Below are 21,205 nucleotides of genomic sequence, written 5' to 3' on the forward strand. Positions count from 1 at the left end.
TCGGTGTCTTGAACAAAACGGCCAATCAGCAGTGCCCGCTCAGTGACGGACCTGGCTCAACAACGCCGAAGCGGTCATACCGCACAGCGTCCGGACTTCACGGGCGAGATGGGCTTGATCTGCATAGCCGGCATCGACCGCCAGTGCGACCAAGCCGGCATTTCGATCCTCGCGGGCCAGTGACAGGAAGCGCTGGAAGCGGAGGATGCGTTCCAGTGTCTTCGGTCCGTAGCCGAAGTGATCTCGGCAATGGCGCAGCAACGTGCGCTCGCTGAGGCCCAAGCGCTCGCGCATACGGGCTGCTACCAAGCCTTCGTCTCGCGACGGCATGGCTGCAAGACGGAAGATCTCCGACGCACTCTTGTCCGGCGCGGTCATCGGCTGCGGCATCGCCATCAGTTGCTCCTGAAACACCTGTGCCTGCCGGGCAATGGATTGCGTGTCTTCCATCCGGAAGGCGAAATCCCTGGCCAGGGTTCCCCGCAGATCGGCCAACTCGACTGACTGGCCAACGATCTCCGAGAGCGGCAGGCCCAGCCATTGGCGTGCGGCGCCGGGTTGGAATCGGGCGCCAAGCACGCGCGCGCCAGGTGAAAGGTCGGGACGGGCCGCAATGACGTCCGGGCCGACGACCCGCAGTCGGCCGGCTCGCCAGATGAGATCGACGCAGCCGTCCGGTACCACGGCGATACCGCCAGCATGCGGGTCCGGCAGGACGCTCGTCCAGATGCATTGGAAATGCGCCTGCAGTCCGGGGCGAGGAACGTCTTCCCGGTACTGCCCTGTGACACCTGCAATGCCTGGTGGGGTGGCGCTGCTTTCCTTGGCATGTCGTGTCATTTGCGCTCGGAATCTTAAGGCGTTTTGTCAGCCGCCCTAAGCGCTACGCAGGCGCTTTGCCCTTGACCGCCCAGGCCAGCGCCGCATAGGAGCGCGGGCCGTCCGCTTCGCCGTCGAGGTAGGCGGACTCGACGGCTTCGCGCAGCCGGGCGTGCGCTTCCTCGCCCAGCGTGGCGACGTATTCCGCACCGGGGCCGTCCTTGCCCTCGAAGGGCGCCCAGTAGTCCGCGAACGAAGCGAACTCCATCCGGATGCTGAGCGTCGTCTCGTCGACGCCCTTGAAGCCGGCGGCGCGCCACGCCTGGGCCAGTTGGCCGGGCCGCGTCATCGGCCGCGTGAAGTTGCGGGCGCGCCGCTCCCTCGCTGCCGGGTCGAGCGCGGCGGCGGTGTCGAAGAACATGCGGTTGGAGACGAAGCCGCCACGCACGTCCCACACGGTCGCGCCGACCACGCTCCCGGGCTTGGCGACCCGCCGCATCTCGGCAATCGCCTTGTCCGCGTCGGGCACGAAGTGCAGCACCAGCAGCGAGAGCACGCGGTCGAAGCTCCGGTCGGGGAAGGGCAGCGCGCAGGCGTCGGCCACCTCGAAGACGATGCGCGGATCCTGGTTGTGGCGCCTGGCATGCGCGATGTAGGGCTCGGCGAGGTCCACGCCGCGCACTTCGCCGGCGCCGGTGCGGCGGGTCACGGCGAAGGCCAGGTGGCCCGTGCCGCAGCCGACATCGAGCACCCGGTCGCCGTCCGCGGTGCCGACGAAGTCCAGGAAGGGCAGGGCGAGCTGGCGGCTCCAGCGGCCCATCAGCTTTTCGTAGGCATCGCCGTCGCTGGCGACGAAGGTCGAAGACGTGGTGTTCATCGCGGTCCCCTTCGCACGGATGGGCGCATCGCTTCGACGATGCGTGGCGGATCCCAACTACAAGATGCCGGAAATCATCATCCCCAGCCCCACGATGCTGACCACCCAGATCGCCGTGCGCAGATAGGCGATGCCGGCGCAGTAGACCGGGACGTACAGCACCCGGGCCCAGAAGAAGATCTGCGCGCCCGTGGCGATCTTCGGGCTGGTCGCGCCCGCGGCATGCGCCACCAGCGCGATCGCGGCGAACAGCACGAAGTTCTCGAGCGTGTTGCGGGCGGCGCGCTCGGCGCGGCCTGCGAAGGGCGTGGCCTCGGGCAGCTTGTCGCGGTTGCCCAGCGCCATCATGGTGCCGGACGGCGTCCAGCCCTTGACCCGGATCAGGCTCGCGAGAAGCACGGTGAGCCAGGTCAGGATGGCCATGTAGATCACGAGCGTGAGGGTGGTGGTCATGTCGAGGTCCTGAGGGCTGGGTGGATCGGCTCAGCGGTTGAGGAAGTGGATGTCCGGCTTGTCGATCACCCCGACGGCCTGCATCGTCTCCCGCAGATCCGTGGATTCGGCGAACGCCTTGGCCCGGGCGATGTCCTGCGCCTCGAACAGCATCACGACCTCGTTGGCGTCATCGACGCCGCGCAGCAGGTATTGCTCGGTGAGCCCCGCCTCGTTGCGCTTGGGCGCGTGGGCGTCATAGCCCGCCTTCCAGACGGTGAAGTCCTTGACCTTGTGCCTGACCAGCATGAAACCGTTCATGACGATGCTCCTCGAAACGAGTGGCGTCAGCGGGAATGAACCGGTCGCGGCAGCGCTGACCCAGCCGCGTTCGGTCGCTGTGATTCAGCGGTCATCCTCTCGCCCTTGGCAGATTTCGGCGTGGGAGAACGATAGGCGCCCTGGGCGTTGGCGTCTCGCCTGGGTTTGTACCTATCGCCTGCCGGCCGGCGCGCCCAGCCTCCCTGCGCTCACCCCCACTGGACAGGCGGGTGCTGGCGAAGACCGTGCGGCGGGGGCACGCGCCCGCAGTCCTGCAGACATCCCGCATCGGCGAGACAATGCCGTGCCTTTGTCCGCCGGCCGGCCCGGGGCGACCCACCCGAATCCTTCCGCGCATGTCATCCCCGCCTGCCGTTCCGACCCCGACCTCCACGTCCTCCTCGTCGTTTTCCCTCCGGCGCATCGCCGTGCCGGTCTTCGGCCCCTCGCTGCTGTTCGGCATCGGCGAAGGCGCCATCCTGCCCATCGTCCCGCTCACGGCACGCGACCTGGGGGCCTCGGTGCCGATGGCGGCGCTGATGGTCGCGCTGATCGGCATCGGATCGCTGCTCAACAATATCCCGGCGTCGTTCATCACGATGCGCTGGGGCGAGCGCTGGGCCATCGTCGCGGCGGGCGTGTGGAGCGCGCTCGGCATGGCGCTGTGCGTGTGGACGTCGCACCTGGGCCTGTTCGCCGCGGGCTGCTTCATGGTTGGCATGTCGCAGGCCGTCTACAACCTGGCACGCCAGAGCTACATGACCGAGGCGGTGCCCATCGCCTACCGTGCGCGCGCGCTGTCGACGCTGGGTGGCGTGATGCGCATCGGCATGTTCCTGGGCCCCTTTCTCGCGGCCGCTGCGGTGCATTCCTTCGGCCTGTCCGCGGCCTACGTGGTCGGCTTCGTCGGTGCCATGGGGGCGGCGATCGTGGGCGCGCGCATTCCCGACCTGGAGGCGCCGCCGCTGCCGCCCGGGCATGTCGCGCCCGCCGCGCCGACCATCGTCTCGACGCTGCGCGACCACAAGCACGTGTTCCTGACCCTGGGCATCGGCGTGGTGCTGATCAGCGCGGTGCGGGCCTCGCGCCAGGCCGTGATTCCGCTGTGGGCCGACCACCTCGCGCTGGCGCCCTCGGTGGCCTCCCTGATCTACGGCTTGGCCGGCGGTATCGACATGCTGGTCTTCTACCCGGCCGGGAAGGTGATGGACCTGAAGGGCCGGGCCTGGGTGGCGGTGCCGTCGATGCTGATCATGGGGCTGGCGATGCTGCTGATGCCGCTGACGACCGGGACCTTCACGCTGTTGCTCGCGGCACTGGCCATCGGCTTCGGCAACGGCATCGGCTCGGGGATCATCATGACCATCGGCGCCGACCATTCGCCGCGCCACGGGCGCGCGCACTTCCTTGGCGTGTGGCGGCTGATGTCCGACATCGGCTCTTCGTGCGGGCCGGCGCTGCTGTCCTTCCTGGCGGCCAGCCTGTCGCTGGCCTCGGGGATTGCCGCGGTCGGGCTGATGGCCTTGGCTGCAGCGGCGACGCTGGGGTACTGGATTCCGCGACACGATCGCGGCGGGCGGCGCAAGGAGCGATGAGGCAGGGCGGGCGTCGTGTTGGCGTGCGGCTCGGCCGCTTCAACCTTCAGATTCGGGCCTATGCCCTGGTAGAACTGGTCAACCCAGGGTCTCGTCTCCCCAGTTCGATGCGAGTAGGAGCACGATCGACAGCCCAGCTGCTGCCACGAATGGCCACGCCCGCGTCTGGGTCGTGATGAGCCAAGCGCCAAGGCTGGGACCGGTGACGACGGCCAGCATCTGAAGGCTGCGCGTGGAACTGCTGACTCGACCTAGAAGGTTCCTCGGGCAAAGGTTCTGCATGCTCACGCCCAGGCCGATGAGAAACAGCTCATACCCCATGCCGTTCACAGCCCAAAGGGCGACGTAGACCGAAACTCCTTGGCCCTTGGACGACATCGCGGCAACGGCAATTCCCGTAGTCGAGATGGCGAACCCCACGATTCCACTGCGAATGAGTTGCGCAGGAGTCCATCGAGTCAGCCAGAGTCGAACCAGCAGTGCACCCATCACCGCACCACCCGCCGTTCCCGCCACGACCAACGAAAAAGCCTGCGCGTCGAAGCCCGAATGCTTGAGGAAGCTCGCCACGTGAGGGTCATAGAGGGCCAGGGTCAGCGACATTCCAACTGCCAAGGCGATGGTGGCGATCAAGCGCCGATCGAGACCGGCCATGGCACGAAATCCGGAGAGCAATTCACTCCTGATTTCGCGCACAAGCCTGCGCGGACGCCGCTCGATGTCGAGATTCGAAAAAAGGCCGGGAAGAAGGCTGGAGCCGACGAACGTCAACGCGGCCGACGCCAGGAATGTGAGCTGTGATCCGGCGATGAGTCCTAGCACGCCCGCCACGAGCGGCGTTGCGATCTTCGAGACCTGATCGCAAACGCTGAGGCTGCTGAAGTACCGAGTCCTTTCGTCCTCGCCGACCACGCGATTCGTGAGGATGAAGGTGGAAGGCCAGTAGCACTGGTTCGCGAGCCCTTTCAGGAAGACCAAGGCGCAGAAGGCGCCATACCCTGGTGCAAACGCGATCAGGGCGGAAAGAATCGAACGCGCATGGATGCCGAGCGCCATCGCCTTCCGAGGATCGGAGTGGTCGAGGAATGCGCCGATGAAAGGGCCAAGCACCAGGCTGGGTACCCCGAAGCACGCGGCAAGGAAGGCGATCTCCGAAGGGCTCGACCTCCAAAGAAATGCGGGGACCGAGAAGATGAGGAAGATATCGATCCATTGCGCCAGCCCCGCGAGGGCCTGCAACCACAGAAGCCTGGATGTCGCGCATCTTTGGGCCTGGATGTGTGCGTCGCGCATGGTGCTTCTGAACATCCGTGGTTCGATCAAACGTTCAATGTATCGAGCCCCTTTCCGCCGATGCTGCACTCAAAGCTCTGAAAGATCTGATCCCGGTCGGGAACCTTCTGGAACTCCCGCTCCGTGCCTCCCTACACTCACCCCCCATGGCCAAGGAAAAAACCCTCTACGTCTGCAGCGAATGCGGCGGCACCAGCCCCAAGTGGCTCGGCAAATGCCCGAGCTGCGGCGCCTGGAACACATTGATCGAGCAGGTCGGCCCCGCCCCGGGCGCGCCGGCCAACAACCGCTTCGGCACCCAGTTCACCTCGCTGGCCGGCTCGGCCGAACTCGCGACCCTGTCTGACATCGAGGCCACCGACATCGCGCGCACGCCCACCGGCATCGACGAACTCGACCGCGTGCTGGGCGGCGGCATCGTCGACGGCGGCGTGACGCTGATCGGCGGCGACCCGGGCATCGGCAAGTCCACCCTGCTGCTGCAGGCGGTCGATGCGCTGCAGCACGCCGGCCGCAACGCGCTCTACGTCACGGGCGAGGAGAGCGGCGCCCAGGTGGCCTTGCGCTCGCGCCGGCTCGGCCTGGAGCATTCGCAGGTGCAGGTGCTGGCCGAGATCCAGCTGGAGAAGATCATCGCCACGCTGGACGCGCACCGCCCGGCCATCGCGGTCATCGACTCGATCCAGACCGTGTACTCCGACCAGCTCACCTCGGCCCCGGGCTCGGTGGCCCAGGTGCGCGAGTGCGCCGCGCACCTCACGCGCTTTGCCAAGGCCAGCGGCACCGCCATCGTGCTGGTGGGCCACGTCACCAAGGAGGGCGCGCTGGCCGGCCCGCGCGTGCTGGAGCACATGGTCGACACGGTGCTGTACTTCGAGGGCGACACGCATTCGAGCTTCCGCCTGGTGCGGGCCATCAAGAACCGCTTCGGCGCGGTCAACGAGATCGGCGTCTTCGCGATGACCGAGCGCGGCCTGAAGGGCGTGGCGAACCCGAGCGCGATCTTCCTGAGTCAGCATGCCGAGCCGGTGCCCGGCAGCGTGGTGCTGGTCACGCTGGAAGGCACGCGGCCGATGCTGGTCGAGATCCAGGCCCTGGTCGACGACGGCGGGCCCAGCCCGCGCCGGCTGTCGGTGGGCCTGGACCGCGACCGCCTCGCGATGCTGCTGGCGGTGCTGCACCGGCACGCGGGCGTGGCCTGCATGGACCAGGACGTGTTCGTCAACGCGGTGGGCGGGGTGCGCATCAGCGAGCCCGCGGCCGACCTCGCGGTGATGCTCGCGATCACGTCGAGCCTGCGCGGCAAGCCGCTGCCCAAGGGCTTCATCGCCTTCGGCGAAGTCGGCTTGGCCGGCGAGGTGCGGCCGGCGCCGCGCGGGCAGGAGCGCCTGCGCGAGGCGGCCAAGCTGGGCTTCAGCGTGGCGGTGGTGCCCAAGGCGAATGCGCCGCGCAAGGGCGCGAAGGAGATCGAGGGCCTGACGATCCATGTGGTGGAGCGGATCGAAGAGGCGCTCGATATCGTGCGGCAGTTGCAGTAGCGCGCTCAGCCTTGTCGCAATCACACAACGGCGCATGGAACTCCTGCGTCGGCATTGCATAGTTTTGGATCGACTTTGCATACCTCCGGCCGCCCCTGCGAACCGGCTCGGATGCAATAGGGGCAACTTCCCAAAAGGAGGTTGGCCCCGGGGTCTGGTGGGCACACAAGTGCCAGTCACGGTGAGTCCTTCGCACCGGAGCCCCATGTTTATCCTTGGAAAACTTGAAATGAAAAAATCTCTAGTCGCCCTGGCTGCCCTGGCTGTTGCCGGTATTGCCTCGGCTCAGTCGTCGGTCACGCTGTTCGGTGTGGTTGACGCGACCATCAGCGGCTTCTCGAACAAGTCTGAAGGCGCTCTGGGCCAGGACGTCACGAAGAGCCAAACGGTTCTGCGCAACTCCGGCTACAACTCCAGCCGTCTGGGCTTCCGTGGCACGGAAGACCTCGGTGGTGGCTTGTCGGCCGGCTTCTGGCTCGAAGGCGCGATCAACAACGACGACGGCACCGGTTCTGCAACCGGCGGCGGCTTCAACTTCCAGCGTCGTTCGACCGTGAGCCTCTCGGGTGCTTTCGGTGAAGTTCGCCTCGGTCGTGACTACACCCCGACGTACTGGAACGACACCGTGTTCGATCCGTTCGGCGCCAACGGTGTGGGCACCAACCTGATCGTGACCGCCAACGGCTACAACAATCCGGGCAGCGTGATCTCGCAAGGTGGCTTCACCCAGAACACGACCTACACCCGTGCCAGCAACTCGGTCGGCTTCTTCCTGCCGCCGAACCTGGGTGGTTTCTACGGCCAGGTGATGTACGCCTTCAACGAGAAGACGAGCTACGATCCGGCCGCGCTGACCCCTCCGGGCGCCGCCGCCATCGTGAACAACCCGGCATTGCTGAACACGGCCGGCAACGAGCGCGCTGGTCGCTACTGGGGCGGCCGCATCGGTTACGCCAACGGTCCCCTGGACGTGGCTCTCGCGTACGGTCAAAGCACCCTCGCGTCGAACTACTACGCCGGCACCACGAACAACCTCGACACCTGGAACCTCGGTGCTTCGTACGACTTCGGCGTGGTCAAGCTGTTCGGTGAGTACTCGAGCGCCAACCAGAAGCAAGACACGTCGAGCAACTTCGTTGCCGGCGCGACCAACCCGTTCGGCTTCCGTGAACCCGGCGCTGACGGCTGGCTGCTCGGTGCAACCGTTCCTGTCGGTCCTGGCGTGATCCGCGTTTCGTACTCGGCAGTGGACTACAAGGACACCGGCACGTACATCAACCAACTGTTCGGCTTCCGTCCGGACCCGAAGGCTGACAAGTTCGCGCTGGGCTATGTGCACAACCTCTCGAAGCGTACGGCCCTGTACGCCACGGTGGCGCGCATCAACAACAAGAACGGCGCCGACCTGACCGTGGGCGGCCCGTCGTTCTACACGACGACCAACGCCCTCACCGGCGCGCTGACCCCGAAGAGCTCGACGGGCTACGACCTCGGCATCCGTCACTCGTTCTGATCTGACAAGCGCACAAGTCAGAATCACCAGGTGATCCCTGAAGGCTGCCCGACAGACGTCGGGCAGCCTGCTTTCATTCATCGGCTCGCTGCGGCGGGTTCAGGAATCGGCAAGGGAGAGTCTCAAGTGCAGAACAGTACCCCATTCAGGCATATGGCAGACAAGATGATCGACCTCAACGATCTCCGAATCTTTGCGTATGTCGCGTCGCTCGGCAGCTTCTCCTCGGCTGCCGATGCACTGCAGATCCACAAGTCGAGCGTGAGCAGGAGCATTGCGCGGCTCGAAGCCATGCTGGAAGAGCCTTTGCTCGAGCGCACGACCCGCAAGGTCTTGCTGACCCGGCGTGGCATCGATCTGAAACAAAGTTGCGTCGAGATGCTCGCGCGCGTCAACGAAACGATCGGGTACGTGGGCGGCATCGACGACGACACCGCACCCCGGAGCCTCTCGGTCAGAGCCGGCTCTGGCGCGCTGGCCGGTCCGAAGAGCATGGGCGCCGCGGAGCGCAAGCCGCTGCTCTCGATGGGCCGCATCCAGGTCCGGCTCGGCGCCGGCCACGGCGGCCGGCCACAGGTCGTCGGCCGGTTCGGCGCGACGACATAGGCCGCGCTTCAAGGACGTCGGCGACTGGTCAAGCCAGTTGCCGTCCTCCGCACCCGGCGGATTCAGGCGTCCGGATTCTCAGTGCTGGCTGCCTCGAAGGGTCTGTCGCATCTTGCTCGGCGGGACGCGATACCAGTCCTTGAACTTGCGACTGAAATTGGTGTGGTCGTTGTAGCCCAGCTGCGATGCGATGGCTTCGATCGACAGCTCGGTGTGCTGCAGATACCAGGCGGCATGCTGCTTTCGCAGGCCATCCTTGATGTCGGAGTAGGTGAGGTCCGCATCCGCGAGCCTTCGCACCAAGGTCCGCGAGGACACACCCAGGTCCGGCGCCAGATCACTCAGCTCGGGGTTGGTCGTGAGGCGTTCGAGCAGCGCCTGCTTGACGCGCTGAATGAACTCGACGTGTCCGAGTTCGGATTCCATGGTTCGGCAGTCCTGCGCCGCGGCCTGGAATGCCTTCTCGTCGGCCGAGGGCGAACGTTCGGACAGCAGCCGGGTCGGCAGCTGAAGCGTCAGGCACTTCTGATCGAACGCCACCTTTCGGACGAAGCGCAAACAGGGCACATCGGTGCCAGCCGGACGGGCGTACGGCAACCCCACCGTGAGCTCGTCGACCGGGCGCCCCAGGATCGCCTCGACCATCCGGCAGTGCGCCCCGACGATGGACTGCATCACGAAGACATGCGTCTCGCACAAGGGGCGCAACGGCCTGACGCTGATGGTGCTCCATCGAGGTCCGTTGTCCATGTGGAAGTCCATGCTGCGGAAGATCAGCTTGGCGTTTTCGCTCACGAACTGAAGGCTTTGCCCCAGCGTTTCGCTCGTCACGGCCGCGATGCCCACCGGGCTGTGGTACGGCTGCAGCATGGAGCCTGCGATCAGACCCAGCGCAGGCTCGCCGCTGCACTTGATGGCGTGCGCGACAAAGCGCCGGAACACGGAGAAATCCAGCAACGGCTTGCCGTCGCAAAGGTCCTGCCAGGCCAGGCCTGCACTTGCAAGAACCTCGGAGGGCCGCACGCCCCGATTGTTGAGGCAGTCCAGGACGCATCGGACATAGATCGGATGCACGAACGGGATGGCGACTTCGCCCTTGATACTCTTCACTCGGTAGCAGTTTCTATCTTCGAATCACGCTTTTCGACCTGCGCCGAAAACGACCTAGTTTAGACCCCGTGGGTGACCTGCCCATGACAGCATCCCTGATGCGTCGCAGGGGCAGGGCGCAGCGCCTCAGCGCCCGAATCCCAATAGGGCGAGTCGCCGAACGCGGTCTTGAGCGGAGCGCTACGAAAACGCCATCGCTGAAAGTTATTGACACTTTCTGAAAGGAACTGAGGTTGACGCCATCCACCTGAGTGCTGACAGTCGCTGCTCCTGCATCCGGATGTCACTTGTGTTTCTCGATGCGTCCGAGAGCGTTTCAAAACAGGTGGAGTCGATTGCAGTGAACAGGTCTTATCGGTCGGTGTGGAATGGCGCGCTTGGCGCATGGGTGGCGGTGTCGGAGGTGGCGCACGGGCGTGGAAAGAGCGGAAGCGGCAGGGCCGCCAGGCGGCTCGTTCCTCACGCGGTGCTAGGACTGCTCGTCTCTGTCACGGGCGGGATGCTCCCGCAGGCGCATGCGGCGTCGTACACAGCGTCGACCGAGGCGGAACTCGCCCTGGCAATCAGCCAGGCCAATGCGAGTGCGGATGCGGCGTCAACGATCACGCTCCTCAACGGCTTCACGATCGCGTCACCCGGCACCCTTCCCGCCGCGACCCAGGCGCTCACCATCAGCCTGGGCGGCTTCACGCTCGCCACCACAGGCAGCGGGAACATCAATGCCGCGGCAGGCGCGACAGTGACCGTCGATGGCAAGATGACCGGCTCCAGCCGTTTGACCAAGGACGGTGCCGGCACGCTGATCCTGACCGGCACGGGCAGCAGTTACGTCAATCGCATGGTGATTGGCTCCGGCGGGGTGCGTGTCGAGAACGGCGGGCAGATCACTTTCGGCAATGGCGTCGGCGATGCGGGGCTGGAGGTAGTCGGCGACAACGCGAGCGCCACCATCACCGGGCCAGGTTCCTGGATGGATGCGCGCGCTGGTTCATCACGCGTGGCCTCAGCGGCCGGAAGCTCCCTGAATGTGCTGAACGGCGGCGAGTTCCGCGTGACGAATCAGCTCGCGATCGGCGATACCGCCGGTACGACGGGAAGGCTGAGGGTCGATGGCACAGGGTCCCTCGTCTCGGTCAGCGGGCTGACCATCAGCCGGGGAACGGGCTTCATCGACGTCGCCGCCGGAGGCCGGATCCTGAGTGCCTCCTTCGGTATCGGCGGCATCGGCGCGCTGAGCTCGCAGGGTGGCACCGGCACCGTGACGGTGACTGGGCCTGGCTCGCGGATCGATACCGGCCAGGCGGGCGTGCATCGTGGAACCTTGACAATTCTCGATGGCGGCGTCGTGTCCACCTCGTGGGCGCGCATTGGAACCACCGCGGGCCGCACGGCGTCCGTCACCGTCTCGGGCAGCGGCTCGGAATTGATTTCGACCGCGTCCTCTGCGGGCATCAGTCTCGAGATCGCAAGGGCTGGTGCGGGTTCTCTGCAATTGGCCAATGGGGGCAAGGCGTCCTTGATGGCGGGCACTGGGGCCATGAAGATCGCTAGCGCTGCCGCGTCCACGGGCACATTGAGCATCGGCGGCGCCCTGGGGCAGGTCGCCGAGGCCCCGGGTGTGCTGGAGGCCGCGTCTGTCGAATTGAGCGCCGGTGCGGGGCGGGTCGACTTCAACCACACCGACAGCAGCTACAGCTTCGCCGTGCCGATCATCGGAACGGCCAGCAGCGGGGTGGTGAGCCAGAGCGGTCCCGGCACGACGATTCTTGCAGCAGCCAACACCTATGCCGGCGCCACGCGCGTGACGGCCGGCACGTTGCGCGCGGGCGCGGTCGGCACACTGAGTTCCGCTTCGGCCTATACGGTGGCATCGGGCGGTACGCTGGACCTGGCCGGTTTCAGCCATTCCATCGCGTCCATGGCCAACGGCGGCACAGTCTCGCTCGCCGGCAGCGCGCCCGGCACCACGCTGACGGTCAAGAGCCCCTGGGTCGGCAACAACGGCACGCTGCGCCTGGGCACGGCGCTCGGCGGCAGCAGCAGCGTCAGCGACCGGCTGATCCTCGACGGCGCCACCGCGATCGCCAGCGGCAAGACCACCGTGCAGATCGTCAAGCTCGGCGGCCTGGGTGCATTGACGAACGGCAACGGCATCGAGGTCATCAGTGCGCTCAACGGCGCCACCACCACGGCGCAGACCACGAAAGATGCGTTCGCGCTCGCCGGTGGCCATGTGGATGCCGGTGCCTTCGAGTACCGCCTGTACGCGGCCGATGCGGGCGGCGCCGGCGAGAACTGGTATCTGCGCTCCACCGCGATCGTCGTGCCGCCTCCGATCACTCCGCCCACTGAGCCTTCGACCACACCGCCCGCTGCGGCTCCGAGCACCCCGCCCGTTGCGGCTCCGAGCGCCCCGCCCATCGCGGTGCCGATGTACCGCCCCGAAGTCCCGCAGTTCGCCGCGCTGCCCGAGCAGTTGCGCCAGGGCAACTTCGTGATGCTGAGCAACCTGCACCAGCGCGTGGGCGACGAGTCGGGCGCCGGTGCGCCGCGCCAGGCCTGGGGCCGCATCATCAGCACCGACCGCACGGTGAGCCAGACCGGCGCCGTGAGCCCCGACAGCGAAGGCCGCCTGAACGGCTTCCAGGCCGGCACCGACCTGTGGGCCGACCCGAACTGGCGCGCCGGCGTGTACGTCGGCCAGCTCGAAGGCGACATGAGCGTCACGGGCTTCGCGCGCGGCATCGCCAACCTGGCGGTGGGCAGCAACGACCTGCGCAGCCGCTACCTCGGCATCTACGCCACCTGGCGCAACGAGGGCGGCTTCTATGCCGACGCGGTGCTGCAGGGCGGGCGCCACCGCTACGACGTGTCGCCGCAGCTCGCACTGGCCAGCCACGGCAAGGGCGACAGCCTGCTGGCCTCGATCGAGGTGGGGCAGGGCTTCCAGGTCGCTCCCGGCTGGTCGCTGGAGCCGCAGCTGCAGCTGATGCACCAGCGCGTCGATCTCGACGAGGTCGCCATCGTCGGCGCCACCGTGCAGCAGGACAGCCATAACGGCTGGATCGCGCGCGCGGGCCTGCGCCTGAAGGGCGATGTGACGACGGCGGCCGGCGTGCTGCAGCCCTACGGCCGGCTGAACGTCTACAGCAGCAGCCGGGGCACCGATGTCTCGCGCTTCATCGGCCCGGGCGGCTTCGCCGACGTTGCCACCCGCACCGGCGGCACCAGCACGGAGCTGGCCGCGGGCGCGACGCTGGCGCTGTCGGCCGCCACCAGCCTCTACGGCGAACTCGGCAAGCTCTGGGCCTCGAGCGGCGATGCGCGCGCCAGCAGCGGGCTCAACGCCAGCGTCGGCGTGAAGGTGCGCTGGTAGGGCCGGTGTCGATCGGGGCCCGAACCCCAGGGCCTGTCTTCTGAATCAGGCGAGGAGCAGGCCCAGCACGTACTCGTCGACGTAGTGCGGCTCGTCGGCGCGCTTGTAGAACTCTCGCAGCGTGCCTTCGTGCACGAAACCCAGCTTCTCGTAGAAGCGCAGGGCTTGCGTGTTGTCGCTCTCGGCGTACAGCTCGATGCGCCTGACGCCGTCGGCCTTGAGCCGCTCGATGGCATCGGTGAGCATGGCATGCCCCACCCCTTGCCCATGGCGCTGTACTGGCGCAGCCATAACCGCTCCTCATTAAGCGAATAATTGTTCACCAAAAGGCTAGAAAGCACTAAGATCGCCCCGTGAAACCCAAGGACGAAGACAAACTCCGCGCCATCGCCGAAGCCACGTTCACGCTGGTCGAGCAGACCGGCCTGAGCGGCCTCACCATGGCGGCGATCGCGCGCGAGGCGGGCCTGGCCACCGGCACGCTCTACGTCTACTTCAAGTCGAAGGAAGAGTTGATGGTCGCGCTCTACGAGCAGGCCAAGACGAACACCACCGCCAGCCTCCTGCACGGCGACGACCCGACGGCGCCGTTTCGCAGCCGCTTCCGGCACATGTGGATGAACTGGCTCGAGCACCGCCTCACGCACTATGCGCAGGTCGTGTTCCTGGAGCAGTACTACAACTCGCCCTGGTTCAGCGAGGAGAGCCGCAATCTCTCCGCCCGGCTCATCAAGGGCTGGATCGACCTGATCGAGACCGCCAAGGCGCAGCAGATCCTGAAGGACGTGCCCACCGTGCTGCTGATCAACAGCTTTGCCGGCTCGGTGCGCGAGACCGCCAACCTGCTGCGCTCCGGCGCCCTGGCCCGCACCGACGCCAACCTGCAGATGGCCTTCGGGCTCTGCTGGGACGGCATCAAAGCCTGAAAAGTCCAGCCTGGCCGCTTGACCTGGCCCATCCACAGGTCTATTGTTTACCCGAACCGTTATTCATCGAAGAGAGAGCCCCACCATGACCACCACCCTTCACATCAACGGCAAGGATCGGCAGGTCGATGCCGATCCGTCCACCCCCATCCTCTGGGCCCTGCGCGACACGCTCGGCATGACGGGCACCAAGTTCGGCTGCGGCGCGGCGCTGTGCGGCGCCTGCACGGTGCATCTCAACGGCCAGCCGATCCGCTCGTGCGTCACGCCGATCTCCGCCGCGGCGGGCCAGAAGATCACCACCATCGAAGCCGTCACCGACGGCAGCGACAAGGTGGGCAAGGCCGTGAGCGCGGCCTGGGTCAAGCATGACGTGGCGCAGTGCGGCTACTGCCAGAGCGGCCAGATCATGTCGGCCACCGCCTTCCTGAAGTCGATGCCGGCCGGCAAGCTGCCCAGCGAGGCCGACATCGATTCGGCCATGGCCGGCAACATCTGCCGCTGCGGCACCTACGCGCGCATCCGCGCCGCGGTCGCCGACGCCGCCAAGACCCTGGCTTGAAGAAGAAGGAGAGCACCATGAACTTCGACCCCACCACCTTCGAGCTGCCCGCCAACCTGCGCGCGTTGATGACGCGCCACGAAGACAGCACCGACGAACCCCAAGGCCTCCCGCGGCGCAGCTTCCTGAAGCTCACGGCAGTGAGCGGCTTCGCGCTCGGCGTCTTCCCCGCGGGTGTACTTGCACAGGATGCGGACCCCACGGGATCAGGCCGGCCGCCAGGCCTGAAGCCATTGCAGCAGCCCTCGGCCTTCGTGCGCATCGACCGCGACGGCACCACCACCATCACCATCAACCGGCTCGACTTCGGGCAGGGCGTGCAGACCGGGCTGCCGATGATCCTGGCCGAAGAACTCGACGCCGACTGGTCGAAGGTCAAGAGCGTCCACGGCACCAACGACCCGGCGTACATCGATCCCATGTTCGGCATGCACATCACGGGCGGCTCGGGCTCGATCAAGAACTCGTACACGCAGTACCGCGAACTCGGCGCCCGCACCCGCGCCATGCTGGTCGGCGCGGCGGCGGCACAGTGGAAGGTGAGTGCCTCCACGCTGCAAACGCGCGATGGCGTCGTCATCGGCCCCGGCGGCAAGAGGCTGGGCTACGGCGAGCTGGCCGAAGCGGCCATGAAGCTGCCGGTGCCCGAAACGGTCAAGCTCAAGGACCCGAAGGACTTCCGCCTCATCGGCAAGCCCACCGGCCGGCTCGACGCGCAGGCCAAGTCCAGCGGCCACCAGAACTACGGCATCGACATGCGCCTGCCCGGCATGCTGACTGCCGTGGTGGTGCATCCGCCGGTGTTCGCCGCCAAGGTCAAGTCGGTGGACGACAGCGCCGCCAAGGCGGTCAAGGGTGTGAAGGCCGTGCTGCGCGTGCCGCTCGACCGTGGCGCCGAAGGCGTGGCCGTGGTCGCCGATGGCTACTGGGCCGCCAAGCAGGGGCGAGATGCGCTCAAGATCGATTGGGACACCAGCGGCGTCGACAAGGTCGACAGCGAGAAGCAGCTGGCGCAGTACCGCGAACTCGCGACCCTGCCGGGCCCGCGCAAGTACAACGACGATGTGTCGAAGCTGGCCGCCGCGCCGCACAAGATCAACGCCGAATTCGTCTTCCCCTACCTGGCGCACGCGCCGATGGAGCCGCTCAACTGCACCGTCCACCTGGTCGGCAACAAGGCGGAAGTGTGGACCGGCACGCAGATGCCGGGCATCGACGGCATGGCCGCCGCCAAGGTGCTGGGCGTGCCGCCGCAGAACGTCAAGGTGAACGTGCAGATGGCGGGCGGCGGCTTCGGCCGGCGCGGCCTGCTGACCAGCGACTTCGTGGCCGAGGCCTGCAGCGTCGTCAAGGCCGCGCAGGCGGCGGGCATCAAGGCGCCGATCCGCACGCTGTGGAGCCGCGAGGACGACATCAAGGGCGGCTACTACCGCCCGATGCACCTGCACACCGCGAAGATCGGCTTCGACGCGCAGGGCAAGATCACGGCCTGGGACCACGCCATCGTCGGCCAGTCGCTGCTGATGGGCACCCTGTTCGAGCAGATGATGGTCAAGGACGGCATCGACGCCACCGCCGTCGAGGGCATGAAGGAGCCGTACGACATCCCGATGCGGCTCACGGTGCAGCACCCCAAGCTCAACGTGCCGGTGCTCTGGTGGCGCAGCGTGGGCTCGACCCACACCGCCTTCGTCATGGAAACGCTGCTCGACGAGATCGCCCGCACCACCAAGCAAGACCCGGTGGCCTACCGCATGAAGCTCATCGGCGACCAGCACCCGCGCCACAAGGCGGCGCTGCAACTCGCCGTGGACAAGTCCGGCTACGGCAAGAAGAAGCTCGAAGCCGGCCGCGCCTGGGGCGTGGCGGTGCACGAATCCTTCGACTCGGTGGTGGCCTATGTGGTCGAAGCCTCGGTGAAGGACGGCACGCCCACATTGCACCAGGTGACGGCGGGCGTGCACTGCAACCTGGTGGTCAACCCGCAAAGCGTGGAGGCGCAGGTGCAGGGGGCCGCGGTGATGGGGCTGTCGATGTGCCTGCCGGGTGCCGCGATCACGCTGAAGGATGGCGTGGTGCAGCAGAGCAACTTCGGGGACTTCGTGGTGCCGCGCATCACGGACATGCCGCAGATTGCGGTGTACACGGTGCCCAGCGCGGATGCGCCGACCGGCATGGGCGAGCCGGGGTTACCGCCGCTGGCGCCGGCGTTTGCGAACGCGGTGGCGGCGATCACGGGGAAGCCGGTGCGGGAGTTGCCTTTCAAGCTGGCTTGACGCGCGGGCCCGTGCGCAGATCCCTGGCCACCCTCTCGGCGGTGGCACTGGTCGTGCTGTGCGCCATCGCCACGCCGGCCGGCGCGCCACGCGCCGAGCCGGCCCGCGCCGAGCCCGTCGCCGCCGCGGACTGGAACGCGGCCGCGCTGGACGAACTGACCCGCTATGTCGCGAGCCAGAAATCGACCGGCCTCGTCATCATCCAGGGCGACAAGCTCATCGTCGAGAAGCTCTGGCCGCTGCCCGCCGACGCCAGGGCCTTCCGCGCCGCCTTCGTTCACGGCACGGCCCCGGACGGCGCGCTGCTCGAAGACGTCGCCTCGCAGCAGAAGAGCTTCGTCGCGATCCTCGCCGGCATCGCGGTCGACAAGGGCCTGCTGGATCTCTCGCAACCCGTGTCGTCCTAAATCGGCCCGGGCTGGTCGAAGGCCACGCCGCAGCAGGAGGCCGCGATCACCGTGCGCCACCTGATGGAGATGAACTCGGGCCTGAAGGAAGACCTCAGCTTCGACGCGGCGCCGGACACGAAATTCTTCTACAACACGCCGGCCTACGCGGTGATGAAGCCGGTGCTCGAAGCAGCGGCGAAGCAGCCGCTCGGCGAGATCACGCAAGCCTGGCTCGCGCGCCCCGCCGCCATGCACGACACCGCCTGGCGCAACCGCCCGGCGCTGATGTCGAGCGCCGGCAACCCGACTGGGCTGGTCACGACCCCGCGCGACATTGCCCGCATGGGGCATTCGTGCGGAACGGCGGCGTCACCGACACGGGGGTGCGCGTCATCTCCAAGGCGCAGCTCGACGCGCTGTTCGTGCCCACGAAGACGAACCCCTCCTACGGCCGACTCTGGTGGCTCAACGGCGGCGCTGAAACCGTGGGCGTCGGCGCCAACGCGCCCCGCCGCCCCGGCCCGCTCATCGGGGCCGCGCCCGCCGACATGGTCGCCGCGATGGGCGCGCTGGACCGCAAGCTCTTTGTTGTTCCCAGCCGCAGGCTGGTCGTCGTGCGCACGGGGCAGGCGGCGCCGGACCGGGGCTTCGACGAACAGCTCTGGCGGCTTCTCGTTCGGGCGATGCCTGCGAGTTGATGGCCGCGCCCGATGCGTGCGGAAGGCGTGAGGGCCTGCTCGGCTATATCGCCAAGCCACCCCAGGACGCAGTGTCAATCAGCGGAAATGCAATCTCAGAGCGAGGAGGAGGAAGACCAGGCCGACCACGGCGATCAACGCGATCCGCCCCCATGGCATCTGGGGTGGTAGCGGCGGCGTTCGGGTGCGCCGGCGTTCAAGAGGAGTGAGCGTGCTGCTGATGCTGGCACGTTCGCTCATTTGCCAATCGTGGAAGTCGTCTCGATCGGTTTTCATGTAGACCATTCTGATTACATTCCGATACAGGCGCCTGGGGGCGCCGGCGTCACGACTTCGGATTTCGTGAAATTGTTAACGAAAGTCGTCTATCTAAGTCTTCATCCTCACCAGACGGTGGCGCTGGTCAGGCGGACCTTCAGGCGTTTGCGAATGCGGTGGCGGCGATTACCGGGAAGCCGGTGCGAGAGTTGCCTTTCAAGCTGGCTTGATGAGCGGGCGCTGAAGATTCCGGGCGATGGATCGGAACGAGGAAGCGCTCAATAGCGTGCGCCAGATGAAATAGCGCTGGCATACTGCGCAAGTCGCGTCGAAAAAGGGCGCGATCGGGTTTGGAAGCCCGCAAATGAAGTTATCACGGCGGAAGCCGCAGTTGCCTTATGGCCTGCGGCTTCTCGCCGCTCGTGCCCCAGTTTTTGGCGGCTCGGGCGGGAGGGCGCAAGCCCTGCCGGTTTTTTCGTGAGAACTTCCCCGGTCTTCCAACCCGTTCGAGCCGCCGCCTTCGTTTGACTTCGGAGGCGGCGGGTGAGGCAAGTCTGCATTCACTAGGGAGGCCGAAAAATGGCTACGTCTGCTCGCGCGCTCGCGCATTCCTCGAAAATTTCCAAGTCGGTCAAGGCCACAACGGTCGCTGCAAAGCGGCCTCGCGTGCCAGTCGTCGACCCAGAGATTCCAGAGACTCCAGAGACTCCAGAGACAGCAGAGTCTCCAGAATCGAAAAAGATTGACGTCTCGGATATCGAAGAGGCGTTCTGCGATTTGACTGATTCGTTTCGCGCCTACGAGTGCCTGCAGAGCTTCCTGTCGCCTCGCTACCCCCTGGGGGACCACGAAGAATTTCACATCGAGCCGAACGAACTGCGGGGCTTGGTGACTGTGCTCAATGCTGATATGGAGCGTCACCTGCGGACGTTGAGGGGTGCGATCGATGAGGTGCGGGTGAAGAGTGGGGGGACGGTGCCGGATCGGGGGTGAGGTGGGCGGAGCCGCGGGGAGGGCGACTCCGATACGTCTGCTGCAGACTGGGTGGAGTCGTTCAGTTCTGGCGCATCGATGACAGCTGCCGCCGCTACCTGTCATTGACCCATCCGCTGGCTACGCGTCCGCAGTGCCTCTGCGGATTCAACCGGTCGATGCAACGATTTGGCTGAACATCTCAGCGGGCGTGTGAAAGTCGAGGGTCTTCCTTGGTCGCTCGTTCAATTGTCTTGCAACGGCATTCAGCTTGGCCTGTGAATGGCTCGAGAGATCGATCCCTTTAGGGAAGTACTGCCTGAGCAAGCCGTTCGTGTTCTCGTTGGTTCCGCGCTGCCAGGGATTGTGCGGGTCACAGAAGTAGACTTGGACGTCGGTCGCCAGGGTGAAGCGCTTGTGAGCCGCCATCTCCTTGCCTCGATCCCAGGTCAGCGACTTGTACAGCTCCTGCGGCAGCTTGCGAGCGTTCTTGATCAGCGCATTGACGACGGTCTCGGTGTCCGTGCCCCCAAGTTTCACCAGCATCACGTAGCGGGTTTGACGCTCGACCAGGGTGGCAATCTGACTGCTCGTGCCCCCGAACAGCAGGTCGCCTTCCCAATGACCAGGCACTGCCCGATCTTCCACCGTGGCCGGGCGCTCGCTGATCGATACGGTGTCAAGGATTCTTCCGTGGTCATCGGTCTTCTGCGTGTGGTGGCGCGAACGGCGCATCACCCGCGTGCGTCGCAGATGCTGCAGCAGTTCCTTCTTCAAGGCCCCACGGGCTTGGATAAAGAGGCTGCGATAGATGGTCTCGTGTGACACCTGGAAGTCCTCGTCGCCAGGATAACTATGCTTGAGCCACCCTGCGATCTGCTCGGGCGCCCACAGCGACTGGAGCTTGGCAGCCACGATGCGCGCCAAGGCTCTGTTCCTTGTCAGTTTGCATCTCTTGGGACGGTGCCCGCGGTCCCACGCCGCCTGGTCGGCCTGAGCAGCCCGGTAGCCCTCTCGACCACCGTTGCGCTTGATCTCCCGGCTGACAGTCGATGGCGCTCGCCCGAGGATGCTGGCGATCGCTCGAACTGAGAAGCCGGCCACTACAGCACGTGAGATCTCCTCGCGCTCGGCCAAGGTCAGTGCCAAGGAGGACCGGCACCGCTCTGGCGGCGGTATTCCGCCTGTTCGGGACAGAATCCCTTCGACCGACGAATGCGATCGATCGAACAACTGGGCTATCTGTTGAAGGCTGTCGCCTGCTTTCCAGCGCTCCCACATCAGGGCCTTCTGGCTGTCCGTGTAGTAGGTCCGCGTTCGATACTTCATCTACAACACTCCTTCTGCCTACGCAGTTTCTAGTGTGTTGCATCGACCGGTTGAATCCGCACTCCGAAACTGGCCGTTCAACGGCGCCTGAAGCCGAAGTACAGCGAGCTTCCCGTCACATTCAAGGAGCCTCCTGTGACCCAGCTATGATCAATGTCTGAGTAATCTTGGCGCGTTGCAGGCCAGTCGCAGCAACTATGTCATGTTTTCCTAGTATGGGCAGATAAAAGTCGTTGATTTGTCAAGCGGGTCATCTCAGGATTTTTACTTCAGAAACACAGCAAAGCCCGCAGTTTCGGGCATGCAGTACGTGCT

The 21,205-nt window shown here is 66.1% G+C and carries 20 protein-coding genes; 11 read left to right on the top strand and 9 right to left on the bottom strand.

Annotated features, from left to right (window positions below):
* Positions 1-39 precede the first annotated feature (39 nt).
* Genes AC1DYK_RS11045 through AC1DYK_RS11060 form a run of 4 tightly spaced genes read right to left on the bottom strand, consistent with a single transcriptional unit; the run spans position 40 to position 2,449 of the window.
* Positions 40-840, bottom strand: a complete 801-nt coding sequence (locus AC1DYK_RS11045; RefSeq protein WP_478166335.1) for a DUF6597 domain-containing transcriptional factor — start codon at positions 838-840, stop codon at positions 40-42.
* Positions 841-883: 43 nt separating this feature from the next.
* Positions 884-1,696, bottom strand: coding sequence for a class I SAM-dependent methyltransferase (locus AC1DYK_RS11050; RefSeq protein WP_478166336.1), 813 nt, complete (start codon positions 1,694-1,696; stop codon positions 884-886).
* 57 nt (positions 1,697-1,753) lie between these two features.
* Positions 1,754-2,149, bottom strand: a complete 396-nt coding sequence (locus AC1DYK_RS11055; protein ID WP_478166337.1) for an MAPEG family protein — start codon at positions 2,147-2,149, stop codon at positions 1,754-1,756.
* 30 nt (positions 2,150-2,179) lie between these two features.
* The gene (locus AC1DYK_RS11060) at positions 2,180-2,449 is read right to left on the bottom strand and encodes a hypothetical protein (protein ID WP_478166338.1); all 270 of its coding nucleotides are present in this window, start codon (positions 2,447-2,449) and stop codon (positions 2,180-2,182) included.
* Positions 2,450-2,805: 356 nt separating this feature from the next.
* Between AC1DYK_RS11060 and AC1DYK_RS11065 the strand changes: the two genes are divergently transcribed.
* Positions 2,806-4,044, top strand: coding sequence for an MFS transporter (locus AC1DYK_RS11065; protein ID WP_478166339.1), 1,239 nt, complete (start codon positions 2,806-2,808; stop codon positions 4,042-4,044).
* A 78-nt stretch (positions 4,045-4,122) separates the two neighbouring features.
* Here the strand turns inward: AC1DYK_RS11065 and AC1DYK_RS11070 are convergent, their stop codons facing one another.
* Complete coding sequence (locus tag AC1DYK_RS11070; protein ID WP_478166340.1) at positions 4,123-5,337, bottom strand: MFS transporter; 1,215 nt, start codon at positions 5,335-5,337, stop codon at positions 4,123-4,125.
* A 146-nt stretch (positions 5,338-5,483) separates the two neighbouring features.
* Here AC1DYK_RS11070 and radA point away from each other — a divergent pair, with 146 nt between their 5' ends.
* From radA to AC1DYK_RS11085, 3 genes are all read left to right on the top strand, one after another.
* Entirely contained in the window at positions 5,484-6,875 is a 1,392-nt protein-coding gene (radA, locus tag AC1DYK_RS11075) for a DNA repair protein RadA (protein ID WP_478166341.1), read from the top strand.
* Positions 6,876-7,104: 229 nt separating this feature from the next.
* A complete protein-coding gene (locus tag AC1DYK_RS11080) occupies positions 7,105-8,388 on the top strand; it encodes a porin (protein ID WP_478166444.1) in 1,284 nt (427 codons plus the stop codon).
* Between the two features lie 165 nt (positions 8,389-8,553).
* A complete protein-coding gene (locus AC1DYK_RS11085; RefSeq protein WP_478093568.1) occupies positions 8,554-8,994 on the top strand; it encodes a LysR family transcriptional regulator in 441 nt (146 codons plus the stop codon).
* Positions 8,995-9,072: 78 nt separating this feature from the next.
* On the opposite strand, the gene AC1DYK_RS11090 is transcribed toward AC1DYK_RS11085, so the two are convergent.
* Entirely contained in the window at positions 9,073-10,104 is a 1,032-nt protein-coding gene (locus AC1DYK_RS11090; protein ID WP_478166342.1) for an AraC family transcriptional regulator, read from the bottom strand.
* Between the two features lie 280 nt (positions 10,105-10,384).
* Here AC1DYK_RS11090 and AC1DYK_RS11095 point away from each other — a divergent pair, with 280 nt between their 5' ends.
* Positions 10,385-13,480 (top strand): autotransporter outer membrane beta-barrel domain-containing protein, encoded by a 3,096-nt coding sequence (locus AC1DYK_RS11095; protein ID WP_478166343.1) that lies wholly within the window; start codon positions 10,385-10,387, stop codon positions 13,478-13,480.
* Positions 13,481-13,525: 45 nt separating this feature from the next.
* Here AC1DYK_RS11095 and AC1DYK_RS11100 read toward each other — a convergent pair whose 3' ends face one another.
* On the bottom strand, positions 13,526-13,771 hold the full coding sequence (locus AC1DYK_RS11100) for an N-acetyltransferase family protein (RefSeq protein WP_478166344.1): 246 nt from the start codon (positions 13,769-13,771) through the stop codon (positions 13,526-13,528).
* A 62-nt stretch (positions 13,772-13,833) separates the two neighbouring features.
* On the opposite strand from AC1DYK_RS11100, the gene AC1DYK_RS11105 reads away from it, so the two are divergent.
* The 5 genes from AC1DYK_RS11105 (at position 13,834) to AC1DYK_RS11125 (ending at position 18,362) form a co-directional block, all read left to right on the top strand.
* Positions 13,834-14,406, top strand: coding sequence for a TetR/AcrR family transcriptional regulator (locus tag AC1DYK_RS11105; RefSeq protein ID WP_478166345.1), 573 nt, complete (start codon positions 13,834-13,836; stop codon positions 14,404-14,406).
* A gap of 85 nt (positions 14,407-14,491) precedes the next feature.
* Entirely contained in the window at positions 14,492-14,968 is a 477-nt protein-coding gene (locus AC1DYK_RS11110) for a (2Fe-2S)-binding protein (RefSeq protein WP_478166346.1), read from the top strand.
* Between the two features lie 68 nt (positions 14,969-15,036).
* Positions 15,037-17,244: a xanthine dehydrogenase family protein molybdopterin-binding subunit gene (locus tag AC1DYK_RS11115; RefSeq protein ID WP_478166445.1), complete on the top strand. Its 2,208-nt coding sequence runs from the start codon at positions 15,037-15,039 to the stop codon at positions 17,242-17,244.
* 11 nt (positions 17,245-17,255) lie between these two features.
* Positions 17,256-17,651, top strand: coding sequence for a hypothetical protein (locus AC1DYK_RS11120; protein WP_478166347.1), 396 nt, complete (start codon positions 17,256-17,258; stop codon positions 17,649-17,651).
* A gap of 69 nt (positions 17,652-17,720) precedes the next feature.
* Entirely contained in the window at positions 17,721-18,362 is a 642-nt protein-coding gene (locus tag AC1DYK_RS11125) for a serine hydrolase (protein ID WP_478166446.1), read from the top strand.
* Positions 18,363-18,409: 47 nt separating this feature from the next.
* Here AC1DYK_RS11125 and AC1DYK_RS11130 read toward each other — a convergent pair whose 3' ends face one another.
* Positions 18,410-18,607: a hypothetical protein gene (locus tag AC1DYK_RS11130; RefSeq protein ID WP_478166348.1), complete on the bottom strand. Its 198-nt coding sequence runs from the start codon at positions 18,605-18,607 to the stop codon at positions 18,410-18,412.
* A 561-nt stretch (positions 18,608-19,168) separates the two neighbouring features.
* Between AC1DYK_RS11130 and AC1DYK_RS11135 the strand changes: the two genes are divergently transcribed.
* Positions 19,169-19,582: a hypothetical protein gene (locus AC1DYK_RS11135; RefSeq protein WP_478166349.1), complete on the top strand. Its 414-nt coding sequence runs from the start codon at positions 19,169-19,171 to the stop codon at positions 19,580-19,582.
* Between the two features lie 147 nt (positions 19,583-19,729).
* Here AC1DYK_RS11135 and AC1DYK_RS11140 read toward each other — a convergent pair whose 3' ends face one another.
* Positions 19,730-20,890 carry an IS30 family transposase gene (locus AC1DYK_RS11140; protein ID WP_478166350.1) on the bottom strand — a complete coding sequence of 387 codons (1,161 nt, stop codon included), beginning with the start codon at positions 20,888-20,890 and terminating at the stop codon, positions 19,730-19,732.
* Positions 20,891-21,205: the final 315 nt, after the last annotated feature.

The organism is Variovorax sp. P2_H12 (assembly GCF_056403395.1).

Bases quoted from the DNA above. Each gene is read 5' to 3' on its own strand.
- AC1DYK_RS11130 (WP_478166348.1), bottom strand. From the start codon at position 18,607: ATGAAAACCGATCGAGACGACTTCCACGATTGGCAAATGAGCGAACGT.
- AC1DYK_RS11085 (WP_478093568.1), top strand. From the start codon at position 8,554: ATGATCGACCTCAACGATCTCCGAATCTTTGCGTATGTCGCGTCGCTC.
- AC1DYK_RS11055 (WP_478166337.1), bottom strand. From the start codon at position 2,149: ATGACCACCACCCTCACGCTCGTGATCTACATGGCCATCCTGACCTGG.
- AC1DYK_RS11100 (WP_478166344.1), bottom strand. From the start codon at position 13,771: ATGGCTGCGCCAGTACAGCGCCATGGGCAAGGGGTGGGGCATGCCATG.
- AC1DYK_RS11060 (WP_478166338.1), bottom strand. From the start codon at position 2,449: ATGAACGGTTTCATGCTGGTCAGGCACAAGGTCAAGGACTTCACCGTC.
- AC1DYK_RS11065 (WP_478166339.1), top strand. From the start codon at position 2,806: ATGTCATCCCCGCCTGCCGTTCCGACCCCGACCTCCACGTCCTCCTCG.
- AC1DYK_RS11110 (WP_478166346.1), top strand. From the start codon at position 14,492: ATGACCACCACCCTTCACATCAACGGCAAGGATCGGCAGGTCGATGCC.
- AC1DYK_RS11095 (WP_478166343.1), top strand. From the start codon at position 10,385: ATGTCACTTGTGTTTCTCGATGCGTCCGAGAGCGTTTCAAAACAGGTG.
- radA (WP_478166341.1), top strand. From the start codon at position 5,484: ATGGCCAAGGAAAAAACCCTCTACGTCTGCAGCGAATGCGGCGGCACC.
- AC1DYK_RS11045 (WP_478166335.1), bottom strand. From the start codon at position 840: ATGACACGACATGCCAAGGAAAGCAGCGCCACCCCACCAGGCATTGCA.
- AC1DYK_RS11140 (WP_478166350.1), bottom strand. From the start codon at position 20,890: ATGAAGTATCGAACGCGGACCTACTACACGGACAGCCAGAAGGCCCTG.
- AC1DYK_RS11070 (WP_478166340.1), bottom strand. From the start codon at position 5,337: ATGCGCGACGCACACATCCAGGCCCAAAGATGCGCGACATCCAGGCTT.
- AC1DYK_RS11050 (WP_478166336.1), bottom strand. From the start codon at position 1,696: ATGAACACCACGTCTTCGACCTTCGTCGCCAGCGACGGCGATGCCTAC.
- AC1DYK_RS11115 (WP_478166445.1), top strand. From the start codon at position 15,037: ATGACGCGCCACGAAGACAGCACCGACGAACCCCAAGGCCTCCCGCGG.
- AC1DYK_RS11125 (WP_478166446.1), top strand. From the start codon at position 17,721: ATGAACTCGGGCCTGAAGGAAGACCTCAGCTTCGACGCGGCGCCGGAC.
- AC1DYK_RS11080 (WP_478166444.1), top strand. From the start codon at position 7,105: ATGAAAAAATCTCTAGTCGCCCTGGCTGCCCTGGCTGTTGCCGGTATT.
- AC1DYK_RS11135 (WP_478166349.1), top strand. From the start codon at position 19,169: ATGGCTACGTCTGCTCGCGCGCTCGCGCATTCCTCGAAAATTTCCAAG.